The sequence below is a fragment of the Armatimonadota bacterium genome, assembly GCA_036504095.1.
Classification (GTDB): domain Bacteria; phylum Armatimonadota; class DTGP01; order JAKQQT01; family JAKQQT01; genus DASXUL01.
Window position 1 is genome coordinate 197,846 of sequence record DASXVS010000071.1, and the last position, 21,006, is coordinate 218,851.

The window sequence follows — 21,006 nt, forward strand, 5'->3', positions numbered from 1 at the left end:
CTACCCGCCTCTCGTGTAACGCTGCACCTCGAACTTGAGCTCCAGTTCGTCCGATGTCCAGGTCTCCTTGGCGGCCATGACTCGTACCGCGATCAATTGCTGCCCCTCGCGGCGCGCACGCATGATCTCGCTGAACACGTCCGGAAGCTGATAGGCGGGCAGCGAGCCGACGGACCCGTCCGCGGCCGGGATGAGACCGCTTTCAAGCGCCTTCGCCCGAACGTCTTTGAGCGCGCCGGTGAGCGCATTCATCACGGCGGGCTTGCCGTCGGACGCTTTGATCTCCAGGGAGCCTATCACCTGGTTCCTGTCGAAGATGACGTGGTTTTCAAACAGCTCGAAGTCGACCGGGACCGTATCGCCGCCCATCGCGTTGGCCTTCGCCACAACCCGGACCACCGTCCCGCCGGGGGGCACGTTGGCGCCCGCGAGGCCCGCCGCTGCGAGGTCCATACTCTTCTGGCCGCTGAGCCACACCTGCTTCGGACGCCCGTTCACGGCCTGGTATACCATCTTGGGGCGAACCGCCACAAACGGGTTGCCTTCATACTTCGAAGACTTGGCGCGCTGCTGCACCAGGCGGCCCGCATCGTTCAACAAGCGCCGGAGCGCCTCCCGCGCCTGGGTCAAGCTAACCCCGCGCGGAACCACGATTCGGCCCAGTTCATCCCCCTTGCGGGCCGCCACTTCCCCTTGAAGGGTGCGTGCAACGGCGGCGTTCGCCTGCTCTCCGGCCTGGTACATTCGGCTCAAGACTCTGTAACCGTTCTTGAGCTGTTCCTGCTGAGCCCTCAGGGTCACTCTTGTCTGCTTCAGGCGATTGCTGGTCGTGGCCAGTTCCGTGGCAATCTGTTTCAGTGAAGCCTGGACGCTGGCCAACTGCGTTTTCGAGTCTGCGAGCTGCTTTTGCGCCGCGGTGCGTTCGGCCTGAGTTGCAGCGAGGTCCTTTTGCACTGAGGCAAGGCGTCGTGTTGCTTCCTTCACTCTGCCTTCGGCGGATGCGATGAGGGCCGTATTCCTGTTTACCTGGTCCTGCTTCGCCGCAATTTGCGCTTCCAGGTCGGTCTTCTGCTGCGCAAGCTGGGTCTCCAGGGCGCGCTTCTCCGCAACCGTCTGGTCCCAGTTCAGCAGCGCGCGCCGGATGCCGGCGTCGGCAGTCAGCAGAATGACGAACGACAACAACGCGATTACCGCGCCGGCCGATGTGATGATGACAATGGCCGTGTGCTTAGGGCGGAGACGCCCGATCGTCTTGCGCTTTTTGCCGAGCCGCCGGCCCCAGATGTCGGCGTAGTAAGCCGTAACCGCCGAGATGAACATCCAGGTTATGCAGATAATCGCAAGTCGTGTCATAGTTGCGTGTTCCGAGTTCCGGGTTTCGAGTTCCGGGTTTCGAGTTCCGAGTTCCGGGTTTCGGGTTTCGAGTTCCGGGTTTCGAGTTCCTAGCCTTTGCCAGGTCGAAACTCGATACCGGGAACCCGGTGCTAACCTCTCACTTCGGCGCCCTCACAAGCAGCGCCGTGCCGATTCCAATGCCCAGGAAATTCGCAAACCAGCTGGCAACGAACGGTGGCACCACACCCTTTGCCCCCAGGTTTCCGGTGTAATACCACACCACCCAGTACAGGAAAATGATCACGATGCTGAGGCCCAGTCCCAGCCCGCCGCTCGTACGATGCGGCCGCAGTCCCAGCGGCAAGCCAACCAGCGCGAAAACCACGCTGGCAAACGGCATCGCAAGCCTGTTCCACCACGCGACTTCGTATTCCGGCGTCTCCGCCCCCCGGCCGTCCCGATTCAGGCTGGCGATCTTTCTGATCAGCTGTGCCATGCTCATTTCGGCGGGCTTTTTGCCTTCCGCTTCAATCTCGGCGGCCGACTGCTGAATCGTGAGGTCCCACTCGGCGAATTCGGCCAGCGGTGAGCCTTTCGCATTCGGACCGACGTTCTGATACCATCCGTCGATCAACTTCCAGTGGTTGTCCGTCTTGTGAACGGCCTTTTTCGCCCAGAGAACGCGTGTGGGCACTCCATTGCGATACTCATGGGCCGTCACGTTTTCCAGAATGCCGGTTCGCGGAGTGAAAACGTCCGCCAGCACCATGCCAGAAACCTGATTGCCGGCATACTGCGGCAATTTCAGCGCTACGTGAGTCTGCTGGCTCACCTGCCCTTCGATCTGGTCCCGCAGCCTGTCCGACTGATCGATCGACCATGGGGCAACCTTCTCGTTCACCGCGATGGTCAGCGCCATGACTGCCAGCGCGAGAACCACCACGGGTATCGCGAGGCGGTACAGGCTCACGCCGCCTGCATACATCGCCACGGTTTCACTGTCCCCGCTGAGCCGGCCGAACCCCATGAGAGTCGCGAGCAGCATGCTCATCGGGAGCGTCATCACGACGATCGGCGGAAGCAGGAGGAGGAACAGCCTCACCAGCAGCGCAGGCTCCACGCCCTGGAACGCCAGCTTCATGATGTCCTGAAGCGGCCGCCCGGCCACCAGGATGGTGACGAACGCCGCGACCCCGAAGACCATCGGCCCCAGCAGTTCCCGGAATATGTAGCGGTATGCGAGTTTCATTGGCAGGGCTGAGGGCTGAGGGCCGGGCTATTCATCGGCCGATCCCTCAGCCCACAGCCCTTGCACCTCAGCCCTACTCATCACATTTCAAACTGGTCTCCAAGGTAGAACTTCCTGGCGATGGGGTCGTTGACCAGATCGTCCGACGACCCGGAGGTCACGATCTTGCCGGTCGACATGATATAGCTGCGGTCCGTGATCGCCAGCGTCTCGCGGACGTTGTGATCCGTTATCAGGACGCCGATGCCGCGGTCCTTCAGCGTGCGCACGTGTTCTTGAATGCTTTGAATGGCAAGCGGGTCGACGCCCGTGAACGGCTCATCCAGCAGGATGAACTTCGGGTCCGTCGCCAGTGAGCGCGCGATTTCCAGTCGCCGCCGCTCCCCTCCGGAAAGCGACTGGGCGGACTGATGCGCCTTCGTGGCTATCTCGAACTCCTCCATCAGATCCACAAGCCGCTTCCGCCGAACGGCGGCCGTCAGCGGCATCATTTCCAGAACAAGATTGATGTTCTGCTCCACAGTCAACTTGCGGAACACGCTTGGTTCCTGTGCCAGGTAGCCGATCCCCATCCGCGCTCGCCTGTACATGGGCAGTCGCGTGATCTCCATATCGTCCAGCATCACCGTGCCGGTCTGCGGCTTCACGAGCCCCACGACCATATAGAACGACGTCGTCTTGCCGGCGCCGTTCGGCCCGAGCAAACCCACTACCTCGCCCTGCTTCACGTGGAAGGAAACGCCATCCACAACGTTGCGGCCGTGATACGCCTTCACCAGGTTGTCGGTGGTTATCTCCACTACTTCGTTGTCTTCTTCGCAGCGGGCGCGGCCTTGGAGCTTGCCTCAATCGTCATCTGCGGGCCATTTGGGGCCCGATCCGCCACAATCTTCCCGGCCAACAGATCGATGGTCGCCGATCCCGCGTCGCGCCACGTCATTTTCCGGACAGGATCATCGGACGACACGGTCACATGTCCGGTCAGCACCGCCTTGCCCTCGTAGCGGTCCCACGTGATCTTGTCCGAAGAGCCCTGGATCGTGCGTTTTTGCGCCGGGGCATTCGTCGCGCTGATGGCCTGTTTGGCGATAAACACCACGTGCCCCTCGGCTACGGCAGACGACAGATCATCTTTCCCCGTCGCCGGGTTGGGGCCCATCGTCAAGCGCATCGTATCGGACGATATCTTCTGTCCATCCGGTGTCACAACGTTCACACCGCCGGACAGGAGGATGCTCTTCCCGCTGATGTCAACTTCGGAATGGTCCGCCAGAGCGGTGGCCGATCCGAGGTGCATGCCCTGGGCTTTGGCCTGCTTTGCCCCGTATACGCTCACCGCGCCGCAGGCGCCGAACACGAGCATCGAAGCGACCAGCCGGCCGGCAATTGTCTTTTTCGTCATCTTTCGTGCCACTCCATACCCTGCGTGTCCGCCCTGGTTCATTCGGGCTTAACGGCCAAATGCACGTTGCCGTCCAGGTTAACCTTTGTTAACGGGGTCTTGCCCGTCACGCGGTCGGACGTCATGTACACCGGTTTGCGCTCATACCGCACCGATCCGGTCCCCTTAAACGCCTTGGTGCCGGCGTTCCATGTCATACGGTCCACGCGAAACGAAGCCTTCGTCCGTACGGCGCGGGCGGTCAGTCCGCCCCACATGATCAAATCTTTCGCTTTCACATCCACGCGGGCATTCGGCGCCTCGATCACCACGTCGGGCGTCCCCTCATGATAGAGCGTCACGCGCGTGTGCGTTAGGGTCGCGTCTGCCGTTGCGGCGCTTTGGGTCGATTTCAGCGTTCGGATGGAGTAGAGTTTGCGCCCCTTTGCGTCGCTGCCGATCAGTTCCAGGCCTTTCGCCAGTCCGGTGACCGTTGGCAGGACCTCAGGCTTGAGGGTTGGTCTTGGGGCGGTCTTCGGCCCGCCGCACCCGCACATGCCGGCACAGCTCGCCAAAGCGATCCGCATCGCCCAACCCCGGTTATTGTGATGGCCCAACCGCATACACCGCGAACCCCTTTTCCCGGATCGTTTCCCGCCATGCGCCGGAGTCGATTGCCTGCTTCGCCAGATCCGGCCATCGTTCGTTCGGCGACGGCGCGGGGCCCCAGTTGATTAGAACGTGCGTGACCCCCTGCTCCTTCAAAACCCGGTTCATATCCTCGGCGGACCGCAGCGTTTCCCAGGGGATGACTGTGCTCTGTGCGCCATCTCCCCACTCGTATGGGCGGTCCAGATAGAATCCACGCACTTCGTTCAGCAGCAACAACCTGGTGTTCGCGGGCAATTGCGCGTTGACGGCCTTGCATACATTGTAGGTCGGTTCGGTCCGTGATAGATACGCGTCCTGTGATTCACCGCCCCACGCAACCGCCCAGCATGGCTCGACCAGCGCATTCAGAGGAGCGAGCCCCCAGAGAATGGCCAGCGCACAGAACGCTCCAATCCCGGCCCGCCACAGCCGACCCTCGTGCCAGAATGCGCGCGCCCCCGCCACCGCCGGGATCAACAGAATCGGGAGGATTGGGATCAGATACCGCGTCTGGTGCGTCAGCGCGAACCATACCAGAACAAACGCGCCACCGTAGGCCGCGAACCATCCCGGCGCACGGCTTGACGTGCCCTTTGGACGCGCCAATAACCATAACGGCAGGAAGCCGATCACCCCGATACCCAACGTTCCGAAGACCGCCGCGAAGACGTTGTTTCCGGACGCCGTTTCCAGCGCTCCCCGGAACGCCGCCGGCGGGTTTGCGTAATACTGCGACTGAAACGCCGTGCTCCAGGGCGCCACCCACAGCGCATACAGGGTCTTGCCGATGCCGAAACGCCCCTGCTCCGCCGCGTACTGCGCCGCCTGCGCCGCGCCCCACCACCGCCCTCCAAAGAGACTGTACGCGAACGGGTAGAAAGGGTTTCCGGTCCAGATCCACGTCTTGATGTACCATGGCGCGCCGATGGCGAGCATCAGCCCCGTGAGCAGCCCCACCTGCTTCCACGCCGCGCGACGTTTGAGCGCCAGCCCGGCAGCCCACAGCACCAGAAGCCCGGAGGTGGCAATCATCGTCATCTTTACGCCGCAAGCCAGGCCGCCGCATATGCCCGCCAGCACCAGCCAGCCCGAGGAGGGGGTCAGGGGGTGAGGGGGTGAGGGGGAGGCGGATTCGCCCCCTCTCTCCCTCCCCCCGTCTCCCGCTCCCTGACTCTCAATCCATCGCGCGAACGCGAAGACGCCGAGGCTCACATAAAGCGCCGCCGCCAGGTCGATATAGGCCGTCGTCGCTTCCCAGCCGACCGCCGGGACGGCCAGGAATAACGCCGCCGCCAGCAGCCCCGCCTTGCGGCTCACCCAGCGCCGCGCGGCCCAGTAGCAGGTCAGCGCGCAAAGCATGCCGTAGAACCAGTGGACGAGTTTCGCCGCTCCGAGATTCCCCACCGACAAGCCAACGGAGTACAGCATCTCGGTCAGCATCGGGAAGCCCGCGTGGTTGTCGTACGGCAACATATGAATCCGGCCGTCGTGGAGCCACACTTTGGGAACCGCGAAATGGTAGGCCAGCGTGTCCCATTCGTTGGAGGTCGGGGGCGCGAGAGCCCCCGTCAACGTCAAGAGGGCGAAGAGTGCGGTGACGAAAGTTAGCGCACCCGTGAGCGCGTCCGGTCGCCAGGCCTTCGACGACGCCAACAGTCTCGGCAGTCTCTCCAGTAGTGGATGCGGGAGTTGCCTGATCGGAGATGCGAGCAGGCCCAGAATCAGCACCCATAGCAGGTCCTTTCCGGGCGAAAAGCGATACGCCCACCCCATGAGCCCAATCCCATAGCCGAGCAACCCCAAGCCCAATGCCGTTGTGATAACGACATAAGCTAACCCCTCCGGACGCAGGGCCGGCACCCTGCGTGTCAGGAGGATGCCGCCGACCCAAAACCCGGAAAGCACGACGACGAAGAGGAGACCGAAACTCAAGATCGCTTCCGGCATGGTCACGCCTCCTCCCGCAGCGAGTGTAACTGGCCGATCACTTTCCAGCCGTTGCTACCCCGCTCCACCGTCCACACGCCCGCATAGCGCGCATGACTGCCTGTGTGGCAGAGCCAGGTCCCGCCGATGCGTTCCGGTTCCGGCATTACTGTGTGGGAGTGGCCGCCCAGCACGATGTCGTACAGGCCTTCCTCGGCGATCCGGCGATCGTCTTTGATGCCTACGTGTGACAGGCAGACGAGAAGGTCAACGCGCGGCCGGAGCTCCGCCGCGGCGTCTCGAGCGGCTTCGAGAGGGTTCGTAAACAACAGGTCGCAAAGGTGGTGTGTCCACATCGCTTTGGTGATCATCGGAACGGTCACACCCACAACCCCGACCCGGATGCCGGCAACATCGAGCTCGACAAACGGCTCCACCCCGGAGATAGGTTGACCCGCCGTGATGTTGGCGCTCAGTACAGGGTAACCGGCCGATTTGATCTTCATCTCCACGATGCTGCGCCAGAGGTGGGCTTCCCGGTTTCCCAGGGCCATCGCGGCGTAACCAAGAGAGCTCATGCGCTCCAGTATCGGCTCCCCGGCCGGCCGGAATCCCAGGTTGCCCGCGCCGACGGCATCGCCCGCATCAAGCAACAGGCACGGCCCACTGCCGTCGCGCAGAGCAGCCAGGCGCCCCGCCTCGCCATCCCCGAGCCGGTTGTGGAAATCGCCCGTATGGATTATCGTCAGCATCAGGAGTCAGGAGTCGGGAGTCAGCATCCAGCATTCGGCATTCGGCATCCAGGCCGATTTGAAGCGCGCTCCGAATTCACAGTCCGTAAAGGCGGACTTTGTGCTCATTGTGGCCGCGAATACGTTCGCTGCGGTCTGAAGTCGCCGGAATCAGGTTGCGGGCATTTTGATATTTGCATTTGGCAATTTTCATTTTGCATTGCCCGTCCGCTGCCGCAATCACTGCCGGGCTTCGCCATTGGCCTCCAGCGTCTCCACCCAGCGTTCCGCCGCATTGGCCCAGCCGCCCTGCGCGTCCAGAAGCCACTCCAGGAACTCCCGCACCGCGCCGTGCCCACCCTTCATCGACGCCACGAAATCGCATCGCCGACGGATGTCGAACGGGGCGTCCGCGGGGGCCGCCGTCAGACCCGCGATGCGGAGCGCCGGAAGGTCGTTCCAATCGTCCCCCACAAACGCGATCTCATCGACGTCCAAGCCGTGATCCGCCGCAATCCGCCGCAGCGCATCGCCCTTGTTGCGGCAACCCTGCAACAGAACCTCGATCCGTAATTCCTCGGCGCGAGTGCGCACCGCCACCGAATCGCGTCCCGTCACAATCGCGAAACTCAGCCCGGCGCGGCGAGCCACACTCACGCCCAGGCCATCCCGCGCGTGGAACACCTTCGACTCTCCGCCGTCGCCAAGCACGAGGGCGCCGTCCGTCAAAACGCCATCCACGTCCATCGCTACCATTTTGATCCGGCGCGCCCGCGCCAGAACGTCATCGGAAGTTTGCATACGCTCTTAGCATAGCAAAGCCCGCGAAGAGGGCTGAGATCCGGGATTTATGCTACAAGACTTGAGATATCTCCGCGCTGACTCCGGATTCATCGTTCATCATTCATCGCTTCCGCCTCAGCCCTATAATGCACTGATGCAATCCCAATTCACAGACCTGGCGCCGCTGTACGACTCCCTGATGGCGGAGATACCGTATGAGCATTGGGTGGATTACGTGCTCAAACTCGCAGCGTTGGAACACCACACCGTCCATCGAGTGCTCGATGTCGGCTGCGGCACCGGCAGCGCCGCTTATCTCCTGGCCGATCGTGGCTGCGAGGTCGTCGGTTTCGACGCTTCGCCGCAGATGATCGAGGTGGCCCGGCGAAAGGCCGGCGGCCGACGCAACCCGTCGTTCTTCGTTTCCCGCATGGAGGAACTGAACTCCTCCTCCACTCCGTCTCCTTTCGATACGGCCATCAGCCTCTTCGATACCGTCAATTACGTCACGGACCCGACGGATCTGCAGCGCGCGTTCAAGGCGGTCTTCACGGTGCTGGAGCCCGGCGGCCTGTTCATATTCGACATGAACACACCCTTTGCGCTCGAAATGGAGATGTTCACGCAGAACAACCTGAAATCCAGGGGCGAACCCAAATACAGTTGGATCAGCAAGTATAACCCTCTGGAGCGCCTGACGACGGTGGATATGTCCTTCTATGTCAAACAGGGCGACACCCGCGTTACCGTGAAGGAGACCCACTTTCAGAGAGCGTATGCGGTTTCCGAGATCCATAAGATGCTGGCGATTGCCGGTTTAGACGTCCTCGACACCTTTGAGGCGTTCACACTGAAGAAGCCGCGCGCTTCAACCGACCGGGCGCACATTGTGGCCCGGCGGCCCCGAATCTGACTCCTGAATTCTGAGAGGTTTCCGCTAGTGCTGCGAGTCCGTTCCATAGTCCTGTTATTCGCCGCGGCCGGACCGTGCGCCGCCGTCCAGACGTCACCGGTGACGCCGCCCCCGGTGACGCTGCCCCCCGGTCAGCCGGCCGTGGTGTCCGCGGCTCAGGCGCCGGCGCCCCCGCCCAACGCGGTTGTACTCGTCGAGCGCAAGGCTGCCGACTGGCTCTCTGCCGCCGGCGTCCCGGCGAAGGTGGTGACGGAGACACAACTGCCCGCGGCATTGGACGGCGCCACCCTGGTCGTCCTGCCGGCGCAGGAGATACGACGGACGGACACGGTTGACGCGCTGAAGGCCTACACTGCCAGGGGCGGCCGCATTCTGGCGACATATTGGGGCCCTCCGGGCATCAAGACGGCTGTCGCCGCGCCGCTCTCCTCCCTGCTGAGCGTCAATGTGACCGGTTGGAGCGGCAAGGGAAACAACTATATCGCTGGGGTCGGCGCGGGCAAGCCGCTTTTCAACGGAACGGGGCGCCTTTATCTGGGTCGGGGATACACCGTTGTCGCCACCTTCATACCGCCGTCTCAGTCCGGCGCCACGACGCGGGGCCCGCAGGCCGGAAAGCCCCCCGCACAGCCAGTCGCTCCCTCTGCCCCCCTCCCCATCGCGCCCTCGCTGCCTCCGTTCGTGGCCGGGCGATGGGTTAAACAGGATGGCCGGCCGCTTCGAGACAAGGACACCGCCGTCGTCCAGACCGCTGCGACAATCTGGATTGCGGAAAACATCTTCGCAAGCGGCAACGATTCGCCGGAGGTGCGACGCTGGTTCGCCAACGCTGCTACCACGGTGGCTCCAGCGCTGCGTCTTCCCGCGAAACAGGCCCTGCTCACCGGCGCACAGTCGCGCCTCGATGCCGCCCGCGCCGCCGTCACCGCCGCCCGGGCCCAGGGAGTGGATGCGCCGTTCAACGAAGCGCAGACATCGCTGGATGCCGCCACAACCGCCCTGGCTGATGCGGGGAAGGCGATGGATCTGACCGGCGTTCAGAAAGCTCTGGACATCTTTGATCACGCTCTGGCCGATGCGTCGGCGCAATCGACCCCATCCCGCACCGTCGAAGCCCGCGCCGTTTGGATAGAGCAGAGCGCCCTCACGAAATCACGGGACGACATCCGCCGCCTCGTCGGTCGGCTGGCGGACGCCCGCTTCAACGTGATTCTGCCCGAGGTCGTGTACCGGGGGCGCACTGCCTACCCCGGCAGCGTGTACCAGCAGGATTCTCGATTCGCCGGCTTCGACCCTCTCCGCTCTTTGATCGATGAAGCCCATAAACGCGGAATGGAAGTACACCCGTGGGTCTGGACATTGTGCGTGGGCTACTCCGGCGAACAAGGGCCCATTCTGCGCTCAAACCCCGAATGGGCTGCTCGCGACAAGGCCGGACGCACGATGACGGACGGCAACCGGTCGTTCTGGCTCAGCCCCGCCGTTCCGGCTGCCCGCACCGTCATGCGAAACGTCATCCGCGAGCTCGCGGCGCGCTACGACATTGACGGCATCCACCTGGACTACCTCCGCTACAACAGCCCCTGGTTCGATTACTCGGACGATGCGCGAGCCGCCTACAAAGCGGCAACCGGCGAAGACCCATCCGGCATCTCGTCAGTCAGTCCGGCGTACGTTAAGTGGCACTTGTGGCGCGAAGAACAGGTCAACACACTCGTTCGGGAAATCCACAGCGACCTTGCCTCCGTCAGGCCGGGTACGAAGCTGAGCGCCGCTGTGTATCAAACGCCTGACGATGCGCGCCGCGACCGCTTGCAGGACTGGGCCTTCTGGTTGAAGAATCGCTGGCTGGATTGGGTGGCGCCGATGACGTACACCTTGGATGCTTCGGAGCTGAGCCGGTGGCTTACCGCCGATGAGGCCGCCGCGAAAGACTCCGCCCACCTCGTCCCCGGTCTCGACGCAGGCGCCGCGAGCGACCCGCTGGCCCTGAGCGCACAGATCGCCGCCGCCCGGTCCGTGCCGGCCCAGGGAATAGCGATTTTCTCTGCGAGCGGCCTGACCGATGACCAGCTTCGCAGCCTGCGTATCGGGGCGTTCCGATCCGCGGCGATGACACCTTGGAAGGATCCGGGCAGAGCCGCCACCGCCCTTGCCACGGCATCCGCCCAGATGTTCGGCGCACAGGCGGCGCCCGACGATGCCACCGCCACGGCCGCCCGGAACGCAGCCAGCGCCATCACAGCTTGGTCCGCCGGGACCGCTGGACAAAAGGCCGCGGCGTCGCCGCCGGAGGCTCGGGACAAGGCGCTGTCCGACGCCCGTTACAGCCCCGCTCGGAACCTGCTGGAGGACGCGCGGCGGATCGTGGCGGCATCACTCCTCCTCGCGCCCGAAGCGGGGCTCAAGCCCTCCCCGCCGCCCATCACCACCGTCGCGAATCCCAACCCTCTGCCGGCCGTTTACGTGCCGATGACCACCGCAATGATCACGGTTGACGGAAAACTCGACGAGCCCGCCTGGCAAAGCGCCGCGACCGCCGACCTGACGCATACGAGCGATGGACCTCGCGCGAAGGTCGGCGCCGTCGTCAAGCTCCTCAGGGATGCGACGACACTCTATATCGGGTTCACGTGCCCGGAACCGAATATGGCGGCGCTGACCGCGGGTGTCACAGACCGGGACGGCGCGGTCTACAACGACGATTCCGTGGAAGTATTCCTCGCGCCCAATGCCGTCGGGCTGCCGTACTATCATTTCGTCGTCGGCGCCGGTGGCGGAACTTGGGACGACAGAACCGGGGACAGGGCCTGGAACGCGCGATGGACGTCGATGGTAACCAGGGACGCATCAGCATGGACCGTCGAGATCGCCATCCCGTTCAGCTCGCTGAACGCCTCGCCGGCCGGGCCGTGGCGCGCCAACTTTGCCCGCAATCGCCGCCCGGACGGCCCGTCGTTCATCACCTGGTCGACGCCCTACGGCAGCTACCACAACCCAGACCGCTTCGGCAATCTGACGTTCTGACACGCCGCGCCCGGCGATCGCTACCCGGTGGGCGGGTTGTGGACCCATGACCGCAGCGGTTCGTACGGGCCCGTGAACGGCCCACGGGCGCTCGCGATCACGGACAGCGGATCGTCGAGGGCCATCCAGTGGTCGCGGTACCAGGTGCAGGGCCTGAAATCGTCGCCGAGGCTCCGCATCTTCTCCGCCATCGATGTCCGCAGCGACTCCAGGATAGGGGCGGATCCGGGCTCACCCGCGAGGTTGCGCAACTGGTACGGATCCTCCGTGTTGTCGAAGAGCAGCTCAAATCCGTCCTTCAGGTAGCGGGCATACGTATATCGCTTTGTGCGGACGGCGCGCCACTCGTGGCCATCTTCCCAGAGATACGTATGTCCGGTGCCTTGAAGCATGGCGAAGTCCGGTTCGGGCCCGGGTAGCCCCATTGCCCGCGCGCTCAGATCCAGTCCTTCCATCTCCTCCGGGACCGGCAATCCCAGCAGTCCCAGCAGCGTCGGGGCGATGTCCGGCGTATTGAGGCACGCGTCACAGTTCGCTCCCGCCGGGATGCGTCCCGGCCAGCGGACCAGGAATGGGATGCGGGCCGCCTCGTCGTAGAACGTCGTTTTCTGGATCCGGCCTTGTGCGCCGAGCATCTCGCCATGGTCCGACGAGTAGACGAAGACCGTGTCCCGATCTATGCCGGCGTCGCGAATCGCCGCCGTCAGGCGTGCCAGCTCGTCGTCCAGCAGATGCACCATGGCGTAGTAGCAGCGGCGCCATTCCTCCATCTGGGGCGCCGCTTCGTCCCAGAAAGCCTGAGTATTCAGGCGATCGGCGTACGGATCCGGGACCTCGCGGAAATTGGGCGGATGCGGAAAAGCCACATTTCGGAACTCCTCGTAATACTCCGGAGGCACGTTTTCCTGCGTCCAATCGTCGTGCGGCGGCGAATACGAGAGGAACAGAGCGAACGGCCGGTCCTGGTTTGAGGACGACTTAATGAACTCGATCGCCATATCCGTCCAGGCGAACGTCTGGTAGCCATCAATGTCGTGCTTGCAGGGAACCCCGTCGGCGTCGTCTTCCCAGTAGAATCCGTGGTAATTCCGATGGTTGAAGCTGTACGCGCGAAAGAGGTCGGCGTGCTGAAAGCCGAGCCGCCCGGGCCCCGACGGCAGCGCACGCGTGGATCCGTCGACCAAGTGCCACTTGCCGAGGTATCCCATCCGGTACCCGGCGTCATGCAGAACGTAGGCGATCGCCCGGTGATTGGGGTTGATGCAGCACTGATTGATCACCATCCCGGTGGAGGTTGTGTACTTCCCCGTCAGCAGTGAAGCCCGGCTGGCGGCGCACACCGGTGTCGCGCAAACGGCGTGCCGGAACGAAGTGGCTTCCGACGCGAGGGCATCGAAATTCGGTGTGATCGCTCTCGTGTCTCCACGGAACCCAAAGACATCGTGGCGGAGCTGGTCTGCGAAGACATAGATGAGATTGGGTGGCCGTCCGGCCCCGTTTGGTGGCCCCGAGTTCATGCTGATCTCCCTGAAGGGACGGGCCGCCCGCCGTTTCGCCGCGGCCCTTGTGGTGCATCCTATACCATAGTACCACCCGTCCAGGCATCCTGGACCGCGGTCAGGGCGAATAACACCTAACCTCTCCACGCCGAGCGCCGATAATACCTATGAAATGTCCTTCAGACGCCAACACAACCGTCCGTTGCCGCGAGGCCGCCGGCAGTGGCACGCGGCCATCGCCGTGCTTCTACTGTGCCTCGCGGTGGCGATCGTCACCGTCCGCGCCGCGCGCCGCCCGCTTTATGAAACCGGTATCCTCCAGCCCACCGACCCGGGCATCATCACGCACGACGTCGGATCACCCGGCCGATGACGCCTCTGCCACTCATTCTGGCTTCCGCGTCTCCGCGCCGCTTCGAACTCATGCGCCAGATCGGCCTGGACTTCGAGGTCCGCGTTAGCCTCATCGAGGAGGACATCACGCCTCCCGAGCACCATCCCGAGACTTACGCGCGAACGCTGGCTGAGCACAAGGCTGTGGATATCGGCCGAGGGATATCCGACGGCATCGTCATCGGCGCCGACACCATCGTCGTGCTGGACGAGCAGATCTTGAACAAGCCGGCCGATGAAGCCGATGCGCTGCGGATGCTGAGCATGCTGCAGGGCCGGACCCACCAGGTCATTACCGGCCTGGCCGTTCTGGAAGTCAGAAATGGGCAGACGGTCCGGAATGTGGTCGAGCACGTTGCCACCGACGTCACGATGCGAGAAGCATCGGAAGACGAGTTACGCGCCTACGTAGCCACCGGCGAACCCCTGGACAAAGCCGGAGCCTACGCCATCCAGGGCCGCGGCAGCGTCTTTATCGAGGGTATCGTGGGCGACTACTTCAACGTCGTCGGCCTCCCTCTCTTCACGCTTGCCAAAATACTCGCACGAATCCCCTGAGCCCCGCCGCCAATTTGATATCTGCATTTTGCATTGCCGGGTCCGCTCCCCCCGGCTGGCCGCCGCGCCGGTCGCGGCGGATCCAACTGACGGAAGTCGTTGGCAGCATGGAGATATGTCGGCTGAAACCGACGTACGAGCCTCCGGAGGCGGCTTTGGGCGTTTACAGCCACCGGCCTCGGTCGGTGGGCGGCCCTATCGCCCCCTCGCCCCGTCGCCGCGTCATTCCAACCCCAACTGGACCGGTTCCTTCTTCCTCCGGCCGCCGCCGCGCTTCTTCACCGGCGGAGCGGGCATCACCTTGCGCTCCGCCTCCATACGGGCCTGGCTGATAACGGTGTTGATCTCGGCGTTCGTCTGACCCGCATCCACGAGGAAAGCCGTCAGCGCGTCCTCGGCCAACAGCAGCTTGCCATATAGATTTCCAACCGCTTTCACCAATTGCGCGTACTTCTTCTTGTCGAACCGCGGTTTTTCCGCCTCCTCGGTCAGCAAGAGCGCCAGTTGCACCATCTCCTCCGGAGTCAGCGCTTTGGATAACTCCCGTAGTTTCGCCGTAACAGCACGTTTACCCGCCATGGTCGTTCACCTCGCTGAATTGGACTCTTAACCACCAGAATAGCGCAAATCGCCCACGCGCTTCTGTCTCCTGACTGCTAGCCCCCATACCCCGTCAACTCCACATACGCCTTGCCGCTCATCGCCTGTCCGTTAGCCTGTCCGCTGACCCTCGCGCTGCCCTCGTAATACGTCACACCGGTCGAATGCAGAGTGCGCAACTCCTGGTCCGCTACGGTCGGCTCCACCGTCACGTCCCAGCGGGCTTTCGGGATTGTGATGCGCCATTTGGAGGGGTAGTTCGCTCCGCTCGCGGCGCTATCCCAGTGCGCCAGGTTGTCCACGCGAAAATCGTCAGCCGGCAGGTATGTGGTCTTCCCGGATACGTCCACAAGCGTACCGCTTGAGTATCTGCCCGGTTTGCCGTTCGCGCTCCGCATCAGGTACAGCATCGCTTCGGTTCCGTCGTCCATCTGCAGGCTGAACCAGTCCCAGCCGACCTGCCCCGCGCTCAACGATGCGCTGCCGAACTCGTGGTCGAACCACGACTCGCCCCGTACGCCCGCCCACTTGCCGGCCAGGCAGATGCGTCCGGTCGTCTTCATCCGTGTCAGCGAATAGTAGTGGCTGGCCTGCCCGACGCCCGGTCCCTTCCGGCTGATTCCGCCCTGGCCATGGATCGCCGGCGGCTTCGTTGGCAAGGCCGACAACTCCACCCCGTAGCCGTTCTTCACGCCCTTCAGGAGGATCGAGCCATCCTTCTCCCGAGCGCTCCACGTGCCGAGATGCACGGCGAGCCGCCCAACAGCGGCGCTGGCATCGCCAAGGCTGCCGCGGCTGATCTCATCGAAGTATGTGAATGTGCCAGCGGTCTCATCGGTCACCGCCAGGTGCGCCATGTATATGTCTCGCACAGCCCACGCCGATTTGCGGTGAGCCCCGTGCGGCGAGACACCCACACGGAAGAACGTCAGTTCGTATCCAAACGTATGGTTGGAGTTGTCCCTCAAGTGGCCCGTGTAGTACCACCACTCCGTCGCGAACGGCGGGTGCGATCCGTGATCGCGCGGAAAATCGTACTTCCACCCCGCCACAGCCGGAAGGTATCCCGCAGACGCGGTCAGGGTTACCGGCTCCGGCCTCGCCGCCTCCTTCTTCCCGCAACTCGCAGTCGACAAGACAGCGATGGCTACCACTGGCCACCCGAAACCCGGAACCCGAAACCCGGAACCTGTTACCAACTTCCTCACTCCGCTCTCACCGCCTCGATAACGCGGCGGTTGCCTGCCTGACGAGCCGGCAGCCACCCGGCCAGAATCGACGTTGCGATCATGATCGCCGCGCCCTGGACGAATACGTCCGGCGTCCAGTGAACCTGCACCGTCCACCCGAAGAACTGCTTGTTGATGACATAGATCAACAGCAATCCGAGCGCGCTTCCACAAGCGGCGCCGATGACGTAGCCGATTCCGCCGATCAGTGCGGATTCCAGCAGGATGATCCGCTGCAACTGCCGGCGGGTGGCCCCGACGGCGCGCAGGATGCCCAGCTCGCGCCCGCGTTGAAGGATCAGCGCCGTCATCGTATTGATGATCCCCAGCACCGCCACCAGCACCGAGATGAATTCCAGCGCGTAGGTTACACTGAACGTCTGGTCGAAGATGCGAAGCACCAGGTCATGCAGTTCGCGGTTGGCGGTGATGTCCAGCCTGTCCTTCGCGAATCGACGCTCGATCTGCGTCCTGACCGCAAGCGGATCCATCCCCGGCTTCAGGTAGATCGCCATGCTGTCGACGGTATCGTCCCGCCATACCTTGCGGTACAGGCCGCGGTCCACGGAGATCATTGGGCCGCCCGTTTCGTAGTCGTAGAAGACCCCAGCAATCCGGAACGTGTGCCGGCCGGTTGGCGTCTCCAGCGTGATGGCGTCACCCTCATTCACCCGGAACTTGAGGGCGAACCCCTCTGTAACGATCGCCTCGCCGGCCTGTTTCGCGTGCGCGATGACCTCGCGGCTTTCGCCGCGACGGAACAACTGCCGGCCTTCCCGCGCCAGAACGTCAAACGTGGCGGCGAACAGCACTGTCTGCCGCCCCCGGTAAGTCTGATCAACTGAACGGTATTCGTCGATCGCCCGGATCGTCGGCAGATTCTTCAGGCCTTCGAGCACGCGAGGAGGCACCGTTGCGTCTGCGCCGCTGACGTCGCGGGTGCTCGATTGAAGGAACAGGTCCGCACGAATCGTCTGATCGACCCAGGCCTCCACGGTTCTCCGGAACGAACCGACCATCACGCTCACTCCCACGAACATCGCAAGGCTGACCATAAGCGCGGCGACGACGATGGACGTCCGATCCAGAGACGCGGACAGATACCCGGCCGCCAGAAGGCCTTCCGCGCCGAACAACCGGTCCCATACAGGACGTGCGATACGGCTGAGCCCGGTAGTTATTGCAGGCGTGAGGAGGCAGAATCCGCTCATGATCGCAAACGCCGCCGCCATTCCCGCATATGGCTGTCTGTACACCGTCGCCGCCCAACTCAACGTTCCCGCGATAGCCAGCATGAGGGCGCCTGCCAGAGAAACCAGAGCGATTGTACGCGCGGACGTGCCGGAGCGACTGCCTTCCCGCGCCGTCTGCCCGGGGGGAGTCCCCGCCGCCTCAATCGCCGGCGCGACGCTCGCGATCACGGCTGTCACCAATCCCACCGCCACCGCCTGTGCCACTATCGCCGCGCTGATGGCAAGATGCTCGGCTTCAACGCGGATGTAAAGCGCTGTGACCGTGGCGGATACCGTTCCCAGCGCCGCCTTTGCGAGTGCGATTCCAAGCGCCACGCCAACGGCCGATCCCGCGACGCCGTACGCCGCCCCCTCAACGAGGAACATACCTGCAATCTGCCGCCGCGTCACCCCCAGTTCTCGCAGGATGCCGATCTCCCGGCGGCGCCTAACGACCGCGATGCTCATCGCGTTGTAGATGAGGAACATGCCCACGAACACGGCGATCGCGCTCAGCGCCGTCAGGTTCAACTGAAACGCGGCCAGGAGGCTTTCGACCTGCTCGCTGCGCGCCCGCGGCCGCTCCACCGACACCCCGCCACCAAGAGTCCGCTGGAGAGTCGCTCGCACCTCACCTACCGAAGCATCCGGTGCTGTAAGCACGTCGATCCGCGAGAGGCGCCCCAGCCTGCCAAACGCCTCCTGTGCGGCGGCGATGTCGACCACCGCGATCCGCCCGGCATAAGCCTGCCCGAGTTCGTCCGATTTGAGGATCGCAACGACGTGCCACTCGCGACTTTCAGTACCGTACGCGAGTCGCAGATGGCTGCCGAGATGCAGCCCGCGTTCCTTTGCCAGGCGTTCGCCGACCGCGATTGCGTGTGGATCTCCCAGGAAGTCCGCCGCCGCGCGTCCGCCTTTACCACCCTCCAGTGTGTAGCTGCGAAATGCTGGCTCGCTGAATAGATCCACGCCGAGCACGGTCACCGGCATGTTGTGCCAATCAGGCGCCACAACCGCCGCCTCAACGATCGGGGCAACCGCCGCGACTTCACGCGCGCCGCGAACCTTCAGATACGCGCCGTCCGCCAGACCCTGCGGCCCGCCGTAGACCCGCAACTGGGCCTTTCCGCTCACGGCATCGACCGTCGACCGGAACGCCGCCAGCACGCTTCCGTTCGCGAGCCGGATTGCCAGGAATACGGCGATGCCCAAAGCTACACCCAGTACGGCGACCGCTGTCTTGAAGCGCTCGCCGGCCAGGTGCCGCCACGAAATGAAGCGGAAGAGCGTCAGCAAGCCGCTGCCTCCTCGTGCGGCAAGGCCTGCTCGTAGGGTGTGTTGCCGAGGCTGCCGTCGTGCATCCAGTAGCAACGGTCCGCGAACTGGGACGCATCCGCCGAGTGCGTGACGAGCACCACGGTACAGCCTCGCTCATCGGCCGTCGCCCGCAGGTCTTCCAGCACTTCGGTGGCGAGACGCGTATCGAGGTTGCCGGTCGGCTCGTCGGCTAGAAGCAGGCTCGGCTCGTTGACCAGGGCCCGGGCGATGGCCGCGCGTTGCATCTCTCCACCGCTCAGCTTGTGCGGTCGGAAATGCGCCCGGTCCGTCAAGCCAACCCGATCGAGGAGTTCGGCGACACGCGTCGATAATCCGTTCTTTCTCCCGGCCAGTCTGGCCGGCAGCGCTACATTCTCCGCGACGGTCAGCGTAGGCAGCAGGTTGAAGAACTGGAATATAATACCGATCTCCTCGCGGCGGAATTCGGTGAGTGCGGTGTCGCCGAGTTGGTCCAGCCGCTTACCCGCCACCTGCACCACTCCCGATGTCGGCTTTTCGAGCCCGCCGATAAGGTTCAATAGCGTGCTCTTGCCGCTCCCACTGCGGCCCATCACCGCCACGAACTCTCCAGCGGCAACGTGCAGGCTTACGTCCCGCACGGCAAACACATCGTCGCCTTCGCCCAGATACTCCTTCGTTACACCCTGTAAACGGATCAAACCTTGCCTCCCTGCCGGCCATCACGATCAACGAACGGTATCGCTTCCCCTGTTATAACGCACTAAAGGCACGAAGAGTCTCTCCTTCGTGCCTTTCGTGCGTCAGATTCCTTGTCCGGGCTCTTGTCAGTCGGCGTCCTGTCCACCTGACGATAGCAGCCAACGTGGCCGATTGATGAACTCGCCGCCGTGGAACGTCTGCTCTATTCTGCCCTTCTTCTCCAGGTAGTTGAAACAGCTTCGCATGCAGCCCGCGGAGCCCTCGATGCCGTAGCTCCCGCCGTCGCCCCAGCGCATCAGTTGAGCGTGGCCTTCAATGATGCACTCGGTCGGGAATTCCTCGGGGCGCGCTTCCGGCAGGGAGTCTCGAACGAGCCGCTCAAGGCGCTTCATTCTCAAGTTTGACCGTAACGGTGCATGTGCGGAGAGAGGCGCAGCGGCCCGGCTTTCCCAGGCACAGTTGGACCGATTCCGCATCTCCGGGCTAAAATCGGGATCGTCCTCGGATTCCCAACCAGGGCTGCTTCTCTCGGAGGCTGGCCATGAAGCACTTTATCGCGGTGGCATGGGGGTTGTTCCTGACTGGCGGCATGACACTCGCCGCAACGGTATACGGCGACGTTACCGGCGATGGACAGGTTACGCCCGCGGACGTAACACTCCTGGCGCGCGTTGCGGGCGGGCTGGCCCCGATCACCGACGGAATACGTCGCAACGGCGACGTCGCTCCCCTGAACGATTACGAAGCCGGTAGTTTCGGCGACGGACAGATCACGGTGCTGGACGCTATCCGCGTGGCGCGGTATCTGCATGCGCTGGAACCGCCTGAATGGCCGGCCCGTCCGACGTACTTCCCGCTGGAAATAGGCAATTCGTCCACTTTCCGCGCCTACAGCTCCGCCGGAACTCCCATCACAGGGCCGGGAACGGGCAATCCCGATATTACGTTCACCGCGAGCAGCCATTCACCGGAGGTGGTCGCCGGGATCACTTATGACGCATTTACTCTTTTCTCCCCCATCGAGCAGTTGAGGGTCGCGCCCACCATGGATCCGCAGAACAGCAGACGCGCGGTGGCGAGGCTCGGCGCCTCGTACTCGGATGGCTCGACGGAATCGTATTCGCCACCCGAACTCGTGCTTGAATATCCAGTCCAGAACGGGATCCAATGGGGGCCTGATGCGATGCGCGCCACGTTTGACGGGGTCGGGATTGACCTCACGTACACGGGCAGGACCGAAGGTCCGATGTCGGTCAACCTTCCCACGGGGCTTGCTTTCGACAACGCCTACAAAATCACCGTCTCGGGCGTGGGGACCGGTTACTCGTATACCGCGGTCTACTGGCACGTTGCGTTTGTGGGGCTGGTGATGACCGGCTTCTCGGAGACACAGGGGGGCACGACGACCTCCTTCATGCCGGAACTCGCCCTGGTTTCGGCCAACAACCACTGCGTCCTGTACCCCTGATCGCGGGGCGCCGCGGTGAACGATTCGCCG

Annotated in this window: 19 protein-coding genes; 5 read left to right on the plus strand and 14 right to left on the minus strand. The window is 63.5% G+C overall.

Features of this window, described 5'->3' with window-relative positions; translation table 11 throughout:
- The 8 genes from VGM51_16420 to VGM51_16455 all read right to left on the minus strand — a co-directional run bounded on the left by VGM51_16420 (position 1) and on the right by VGM51_16455 (position 8,074).
- Positions 1–1,353, minus strand: coding sequence for a DUF3084 domain-containing protein (locus VGM51_16420; GenBank protein ID HEY3414625.1), 1,353 nt, complete (start codon positions 1,351–1,353; stop codon positions 1–3).
- Positions 1,354–1,492: 139 nt separating this feature from the next.
- Positions 1,493–2,584, minus strand: coding sequence for an LptF/LptG family permease (locus VGM51_16425; GenBank protein HEY3414626.1), 1,092 nt, complete (start codon positions 2,582–2,584; stop codon positions 1,493–1,495).
- A gap of 80 nt (positions 2,585–2,664) precedes the next feature.
- On the minus strand, positions 2,665–3,384 hold the full coding sequence (lptB, locus tag VGM51_16430; GenBank protein HEY3414627.1) for an LPS export ABC transporter ATP-binding protein: 720 nt from the start codon (positions 3,382–3,384) through the stop codon (positions 2,665–2,667).
- Complete coding sequence (locus VGM51_16435) at positions 3,384–3,986, minus strand: LptA/OstA family protein (GenBank protein HEY3414628.1); 603 nt, start codon at positions 3,984–3,986, stop codon at positions 3,384–3,386. Before VGM51_16435 ends, lptB begins: the two co-directional genes overlap by 1 nt.
- 38 nt (positions 3,987–4,024) lie before the next feature.
- Positions 4,025–4,552 (minus strand): LPS export ABC transporter periplasmic protein LptC, encoded by a 528-nt coding sequence (gene lptC / locus VGM51_16440; protein HEY3414629.1) that lies wholly within the window; start codon positions 4,550–4,552, stop codon positions 4,025–4,027.
- A 13-nt stretch (positions 4,553–4,565) separates the two neighbouring features.
- Positions 4,566–6,563: a hypothetical protein gene (locus tag VGM51_16445; GenBank protein HEY3414630.1), complete on the minus strand. Its 1,998-nt coding sequence runs from the start codon at positions 6,561–6,563 to the stop codon at positions 4,566–4,568.
- Between the two features lie 2 nt (positions 6,564–6,565).
- Positions 6,566–7,294, minus strand: coding sequence for a metallophosphoesterase (locus VGM51_16450; protein ID HEY3414631.1), 729 nt, complete (start codon positions 7,292–7,294; stop codon positions 6,566–6,568).
- A gap of 219 nt (positions 7,295–7,513) precedes the next feature.
- Positions 7,514–8,074, minus strand: coding sequence for an HAD family hydrolase (locus VGM51_16455; protein HEY3414632.1), 561 nt, complete (start codon positions 8,072–8,074; stop codon positions 7,514–7,516).
- 136 nt (positions 8,075–8,210) lie between these two features.
- On the opposite strand from VGM51_16455, the gene VGM51_16460 reads away from it, so the two are divergent.
- Complete coding sequence (locus tag VGM51_16460) at positions 8,211–8,969, plus strand: class I SAM-dependent methyltransferase (protein ID HEY3414633.1); 759 nt, start codon at positions 8,211–8,213, stop codon at positions 8,967–8,969.
- Positions 8,970–8,996: 27 nt separating this feature from the next.
- Entirely contained in the window at positions 8,997–11,996 is a 3,000-nt protein-coding gene (locus tag VGM51_16465; GenBank protein ID HEY3414634.1) for a family 10 glycosylhydrolase, read from the plus strand.
- Positions 11,997–12,016: 20 nt separating this feature from the next.
- Here the strand turns inward: VGM51_16465 and VGM51_16470 are convergent, their stop codons facing one another.
- A complete protein-coding gene (locus tag VGM51_16470) occupies positions 12,017–13,513 on the minus strand; it encodes a sulfatase (GenBank protein HEY3414635.1) in 1,497 nt (498 codons plus the stop codon).
- A gap of 154 nt (positions 13,514–13,667) precedes the next feature.
- Here VGM51_16470 and VGM51_16475 point away from each other — a divergent pair, with 154 nt between their 5' ends.
- Both VGM51_16475 and VGM51_16480 read left to right on the plus strand, forming a co-directional pair.
- A complete protein-coding gene (locus tag VGM51_16475; protein ID HEY3414636.1) occupies positions 13,668–13,868 on the plus strand; it encodes a hypothetical protein in 201 nt (66 codons plus the stop codon).
- Entirely contained in the window at positions 13,865–14,446 is a 582-nt protein-coding gene (locus VGM51_16480; protein HEY3414637.1) for a Maf family protein, read from the plus strand. The genes VGM51_16475 and VGM51_16480 overlap by 4 nt, the downstream gene beginning before the upstream one ends.
- Before the next feature lie 222 nt (positions 14,447–14,668).
- On the opposite strand, the gene VGM51_16485 is transcribed toward VGM51_16480, so the two are convergent.
- The 5 genes from VGM51_16485 to VGM51_16505 all read right to left on the minus strand — a co-directional run bounded on the left by VGM51_16485 (position 14,669) and on the right by VGM51_16505 (position 19,900).
- Positions 14,669–15,025 carry a hypothetical protein gene (locus VGM51_16485; protein HEY3414638.1) on the minus strand — a complete coding sequence of 119 codons (357 nt, stop codon included), beginning with the start codon at positions 15,023–15,025 and terminating at the stop codon, positions 14,669–14,671.
- A gap of 77 nt (positions 15,026–15,102) precedes the next feature.
- Positions 15,103–16,254 carry a lipocalin-like domain-containing protein gene (locus VGM51_16490; GenBank protein ID HEY3414639.1) on the minus strand — a complete coding sequence of 384 codons (1,152 nt, stop codon included), beginning with the start codon at positions 16,252–16,254 and terminating at the stop codon, positions 15,103–15,105.
- A complete protein-coding gene (locus tag VGM51_16495) occupies positions 16,251–18,806 on the minus strand; it encodes an FtsX-like permease family protein (protein ID HEY3414640.1) in 2,556 nt (851 codons plus the stop codon). Before VGM51_16495 ends, VGM51_16490 begins: the two co-directional genes overlap by 4 nt.
- Positions 18,800–19,507, minus strand: a complete 708-nt coding sequence (locus VGM51_16500; protein ID HEY3414641.1) for an ABC transporter ATP-binding protein — start codon at positions 19,505–19,507, stop codon at positions 18,800–18,802. The genes VGM51_16495 and VGM51_16500 overlap by 7 nt, the downstream gene beginning before the upstream one ends.
- Before the next feature lie 126 nt (positions 19,508–19,633).
- Positions 19,634–19,900 carry a hypothetical protein gene (locus VGM51_16505; protein ID HEY3414642.1) on the minus strand — a complete coding sequence of 89 codons (267 nt, stop codon included), beginning with the start codon at positions 19,898–19,900 and terminating at the stop codon, positions 19,634–19,636.
- Between the two features lie 149 nt (positions 19,901–20,049).
- Between VGM51_16505 and VGM51_16510 the strand changes: the two genes are divergently transcribed.
- Complete coding sequence (locus VGM51_16510; protein HEY3414643.1) at positions 20,050–20,976, plus strand: dockerin type I repeat-containing protein; 927 nt, start codon at positions 20,050–20,052, stop codon at positions 20,974–20,976.
- The last annotated feature ends 30 nt before the right edge of the window (positions 20,977–21,006 follow it).

What these genes read in the sequence shown, in the direction of transcription:
- VGM51_16420 (HEY3414625.1), bottom strand. Translation starts at nt 1,353, where the DNA reads ATGACACGACTTGCGATTATCTGCATAACCTGGATGTTCATCTCGGCG.
- VGM51_16425 (HEY3414626.1), bottom strand. Translation starts at nt 2,584, where the DNA reads ATGAAACTCGCATACCGCTACATATTCCGGGAACTGCTGGGGCCGATG.
- VGM51_16435 (HEY3414628.1), bottom strand. Translation starts at nt 3,986, where the DNA reads ATGACGAAAAAGACAATTGCCGGCCGGCTGGTCGCTTCGATGCTCGTG.
- lptC (HEY3414629.1), bottom strand. Translation starts at nt 4,552, where the DNA reads ATGCGGATCGCTTTGGCGAGCTGTGCCGGCATGTGCGGGTGCGGCGGG.
- VGM51_16445 (HEY3414630.1), bottom strand. Translation starts at nt 6,563, where the DNA reads ATGCCGGAAGCGATCTTGAGTTTCGGTCTCCTCTTCGTCGTCGTGCTT.
- VGM51_16450 (HEY3414631.1), bottom strand. Translation starts at nt 7,294, where the DNA reads ATGCTGACGATAATCCATACGGGCGATTTCCACAACCGGCTCGGGGAT.
- VGM51_16455 (HEY3414632.1), bottom strand. Translation starts at nt 8,074, where the DNA reads ATGCAAACTTCCGATGACGTTCTGGCGCGGGCGCGCCGGATCAAAATG.
- VGM51_16460 (HEY3414633.1), top strand. Translation starts at nt 8,211, where the DNA reads ATGCAATCCCAATTCACAGACCTGGCGCCGCTGTACGACTCCCTGATG.
- VGM51_16470 (HEY3414635.1), bottom strand. Translation starts at nt 13,513, where the DNA reads ATGAACTCGGGGCCACCAAACGGGGCCGGACGGCCACCCAATCTCATC.
- VGM51_16475 (HEY3414636.1), top strand. Translation starts at nt 13,668, where the DNA reads ATGTCCTTCAGACGCCAACACAACCGTCCGTTGCCGCGAGGCCGCCGG.
- VGM51_16480 (HEY3414637.1), top strand. Translation starts at nt 13,865, where the DNA reads ATGACGCCTCTGCCACTCATTCTGGCTTCCGCGTCTCCGCGCCGCTTC.
- VGM51_16485 (HEY3414638.1), bottom strand. Translation starts at nt 15,025, where the DNA reads ATGGCGGGTAAACGTGCTGTTACGGCGAAACTACGGGAGTTATCCAAA.
- VGM51_16505 (HEY3414642.1), bottom strand. Translation starts at nt 19,900, where the DNA reads ATGAAGCGCCTTGAGCGGCTCGTTCGAGACTCCCTGCCGGAAGCGCGC.
- VGM51_16510 (HEY3414643.1), top strand. Translation starts at nt 20,050, where the DNA reads ATGAAGCACTTTATCGCGGTGGCATGGGGGTTGTTCCTGACTGGCGGC.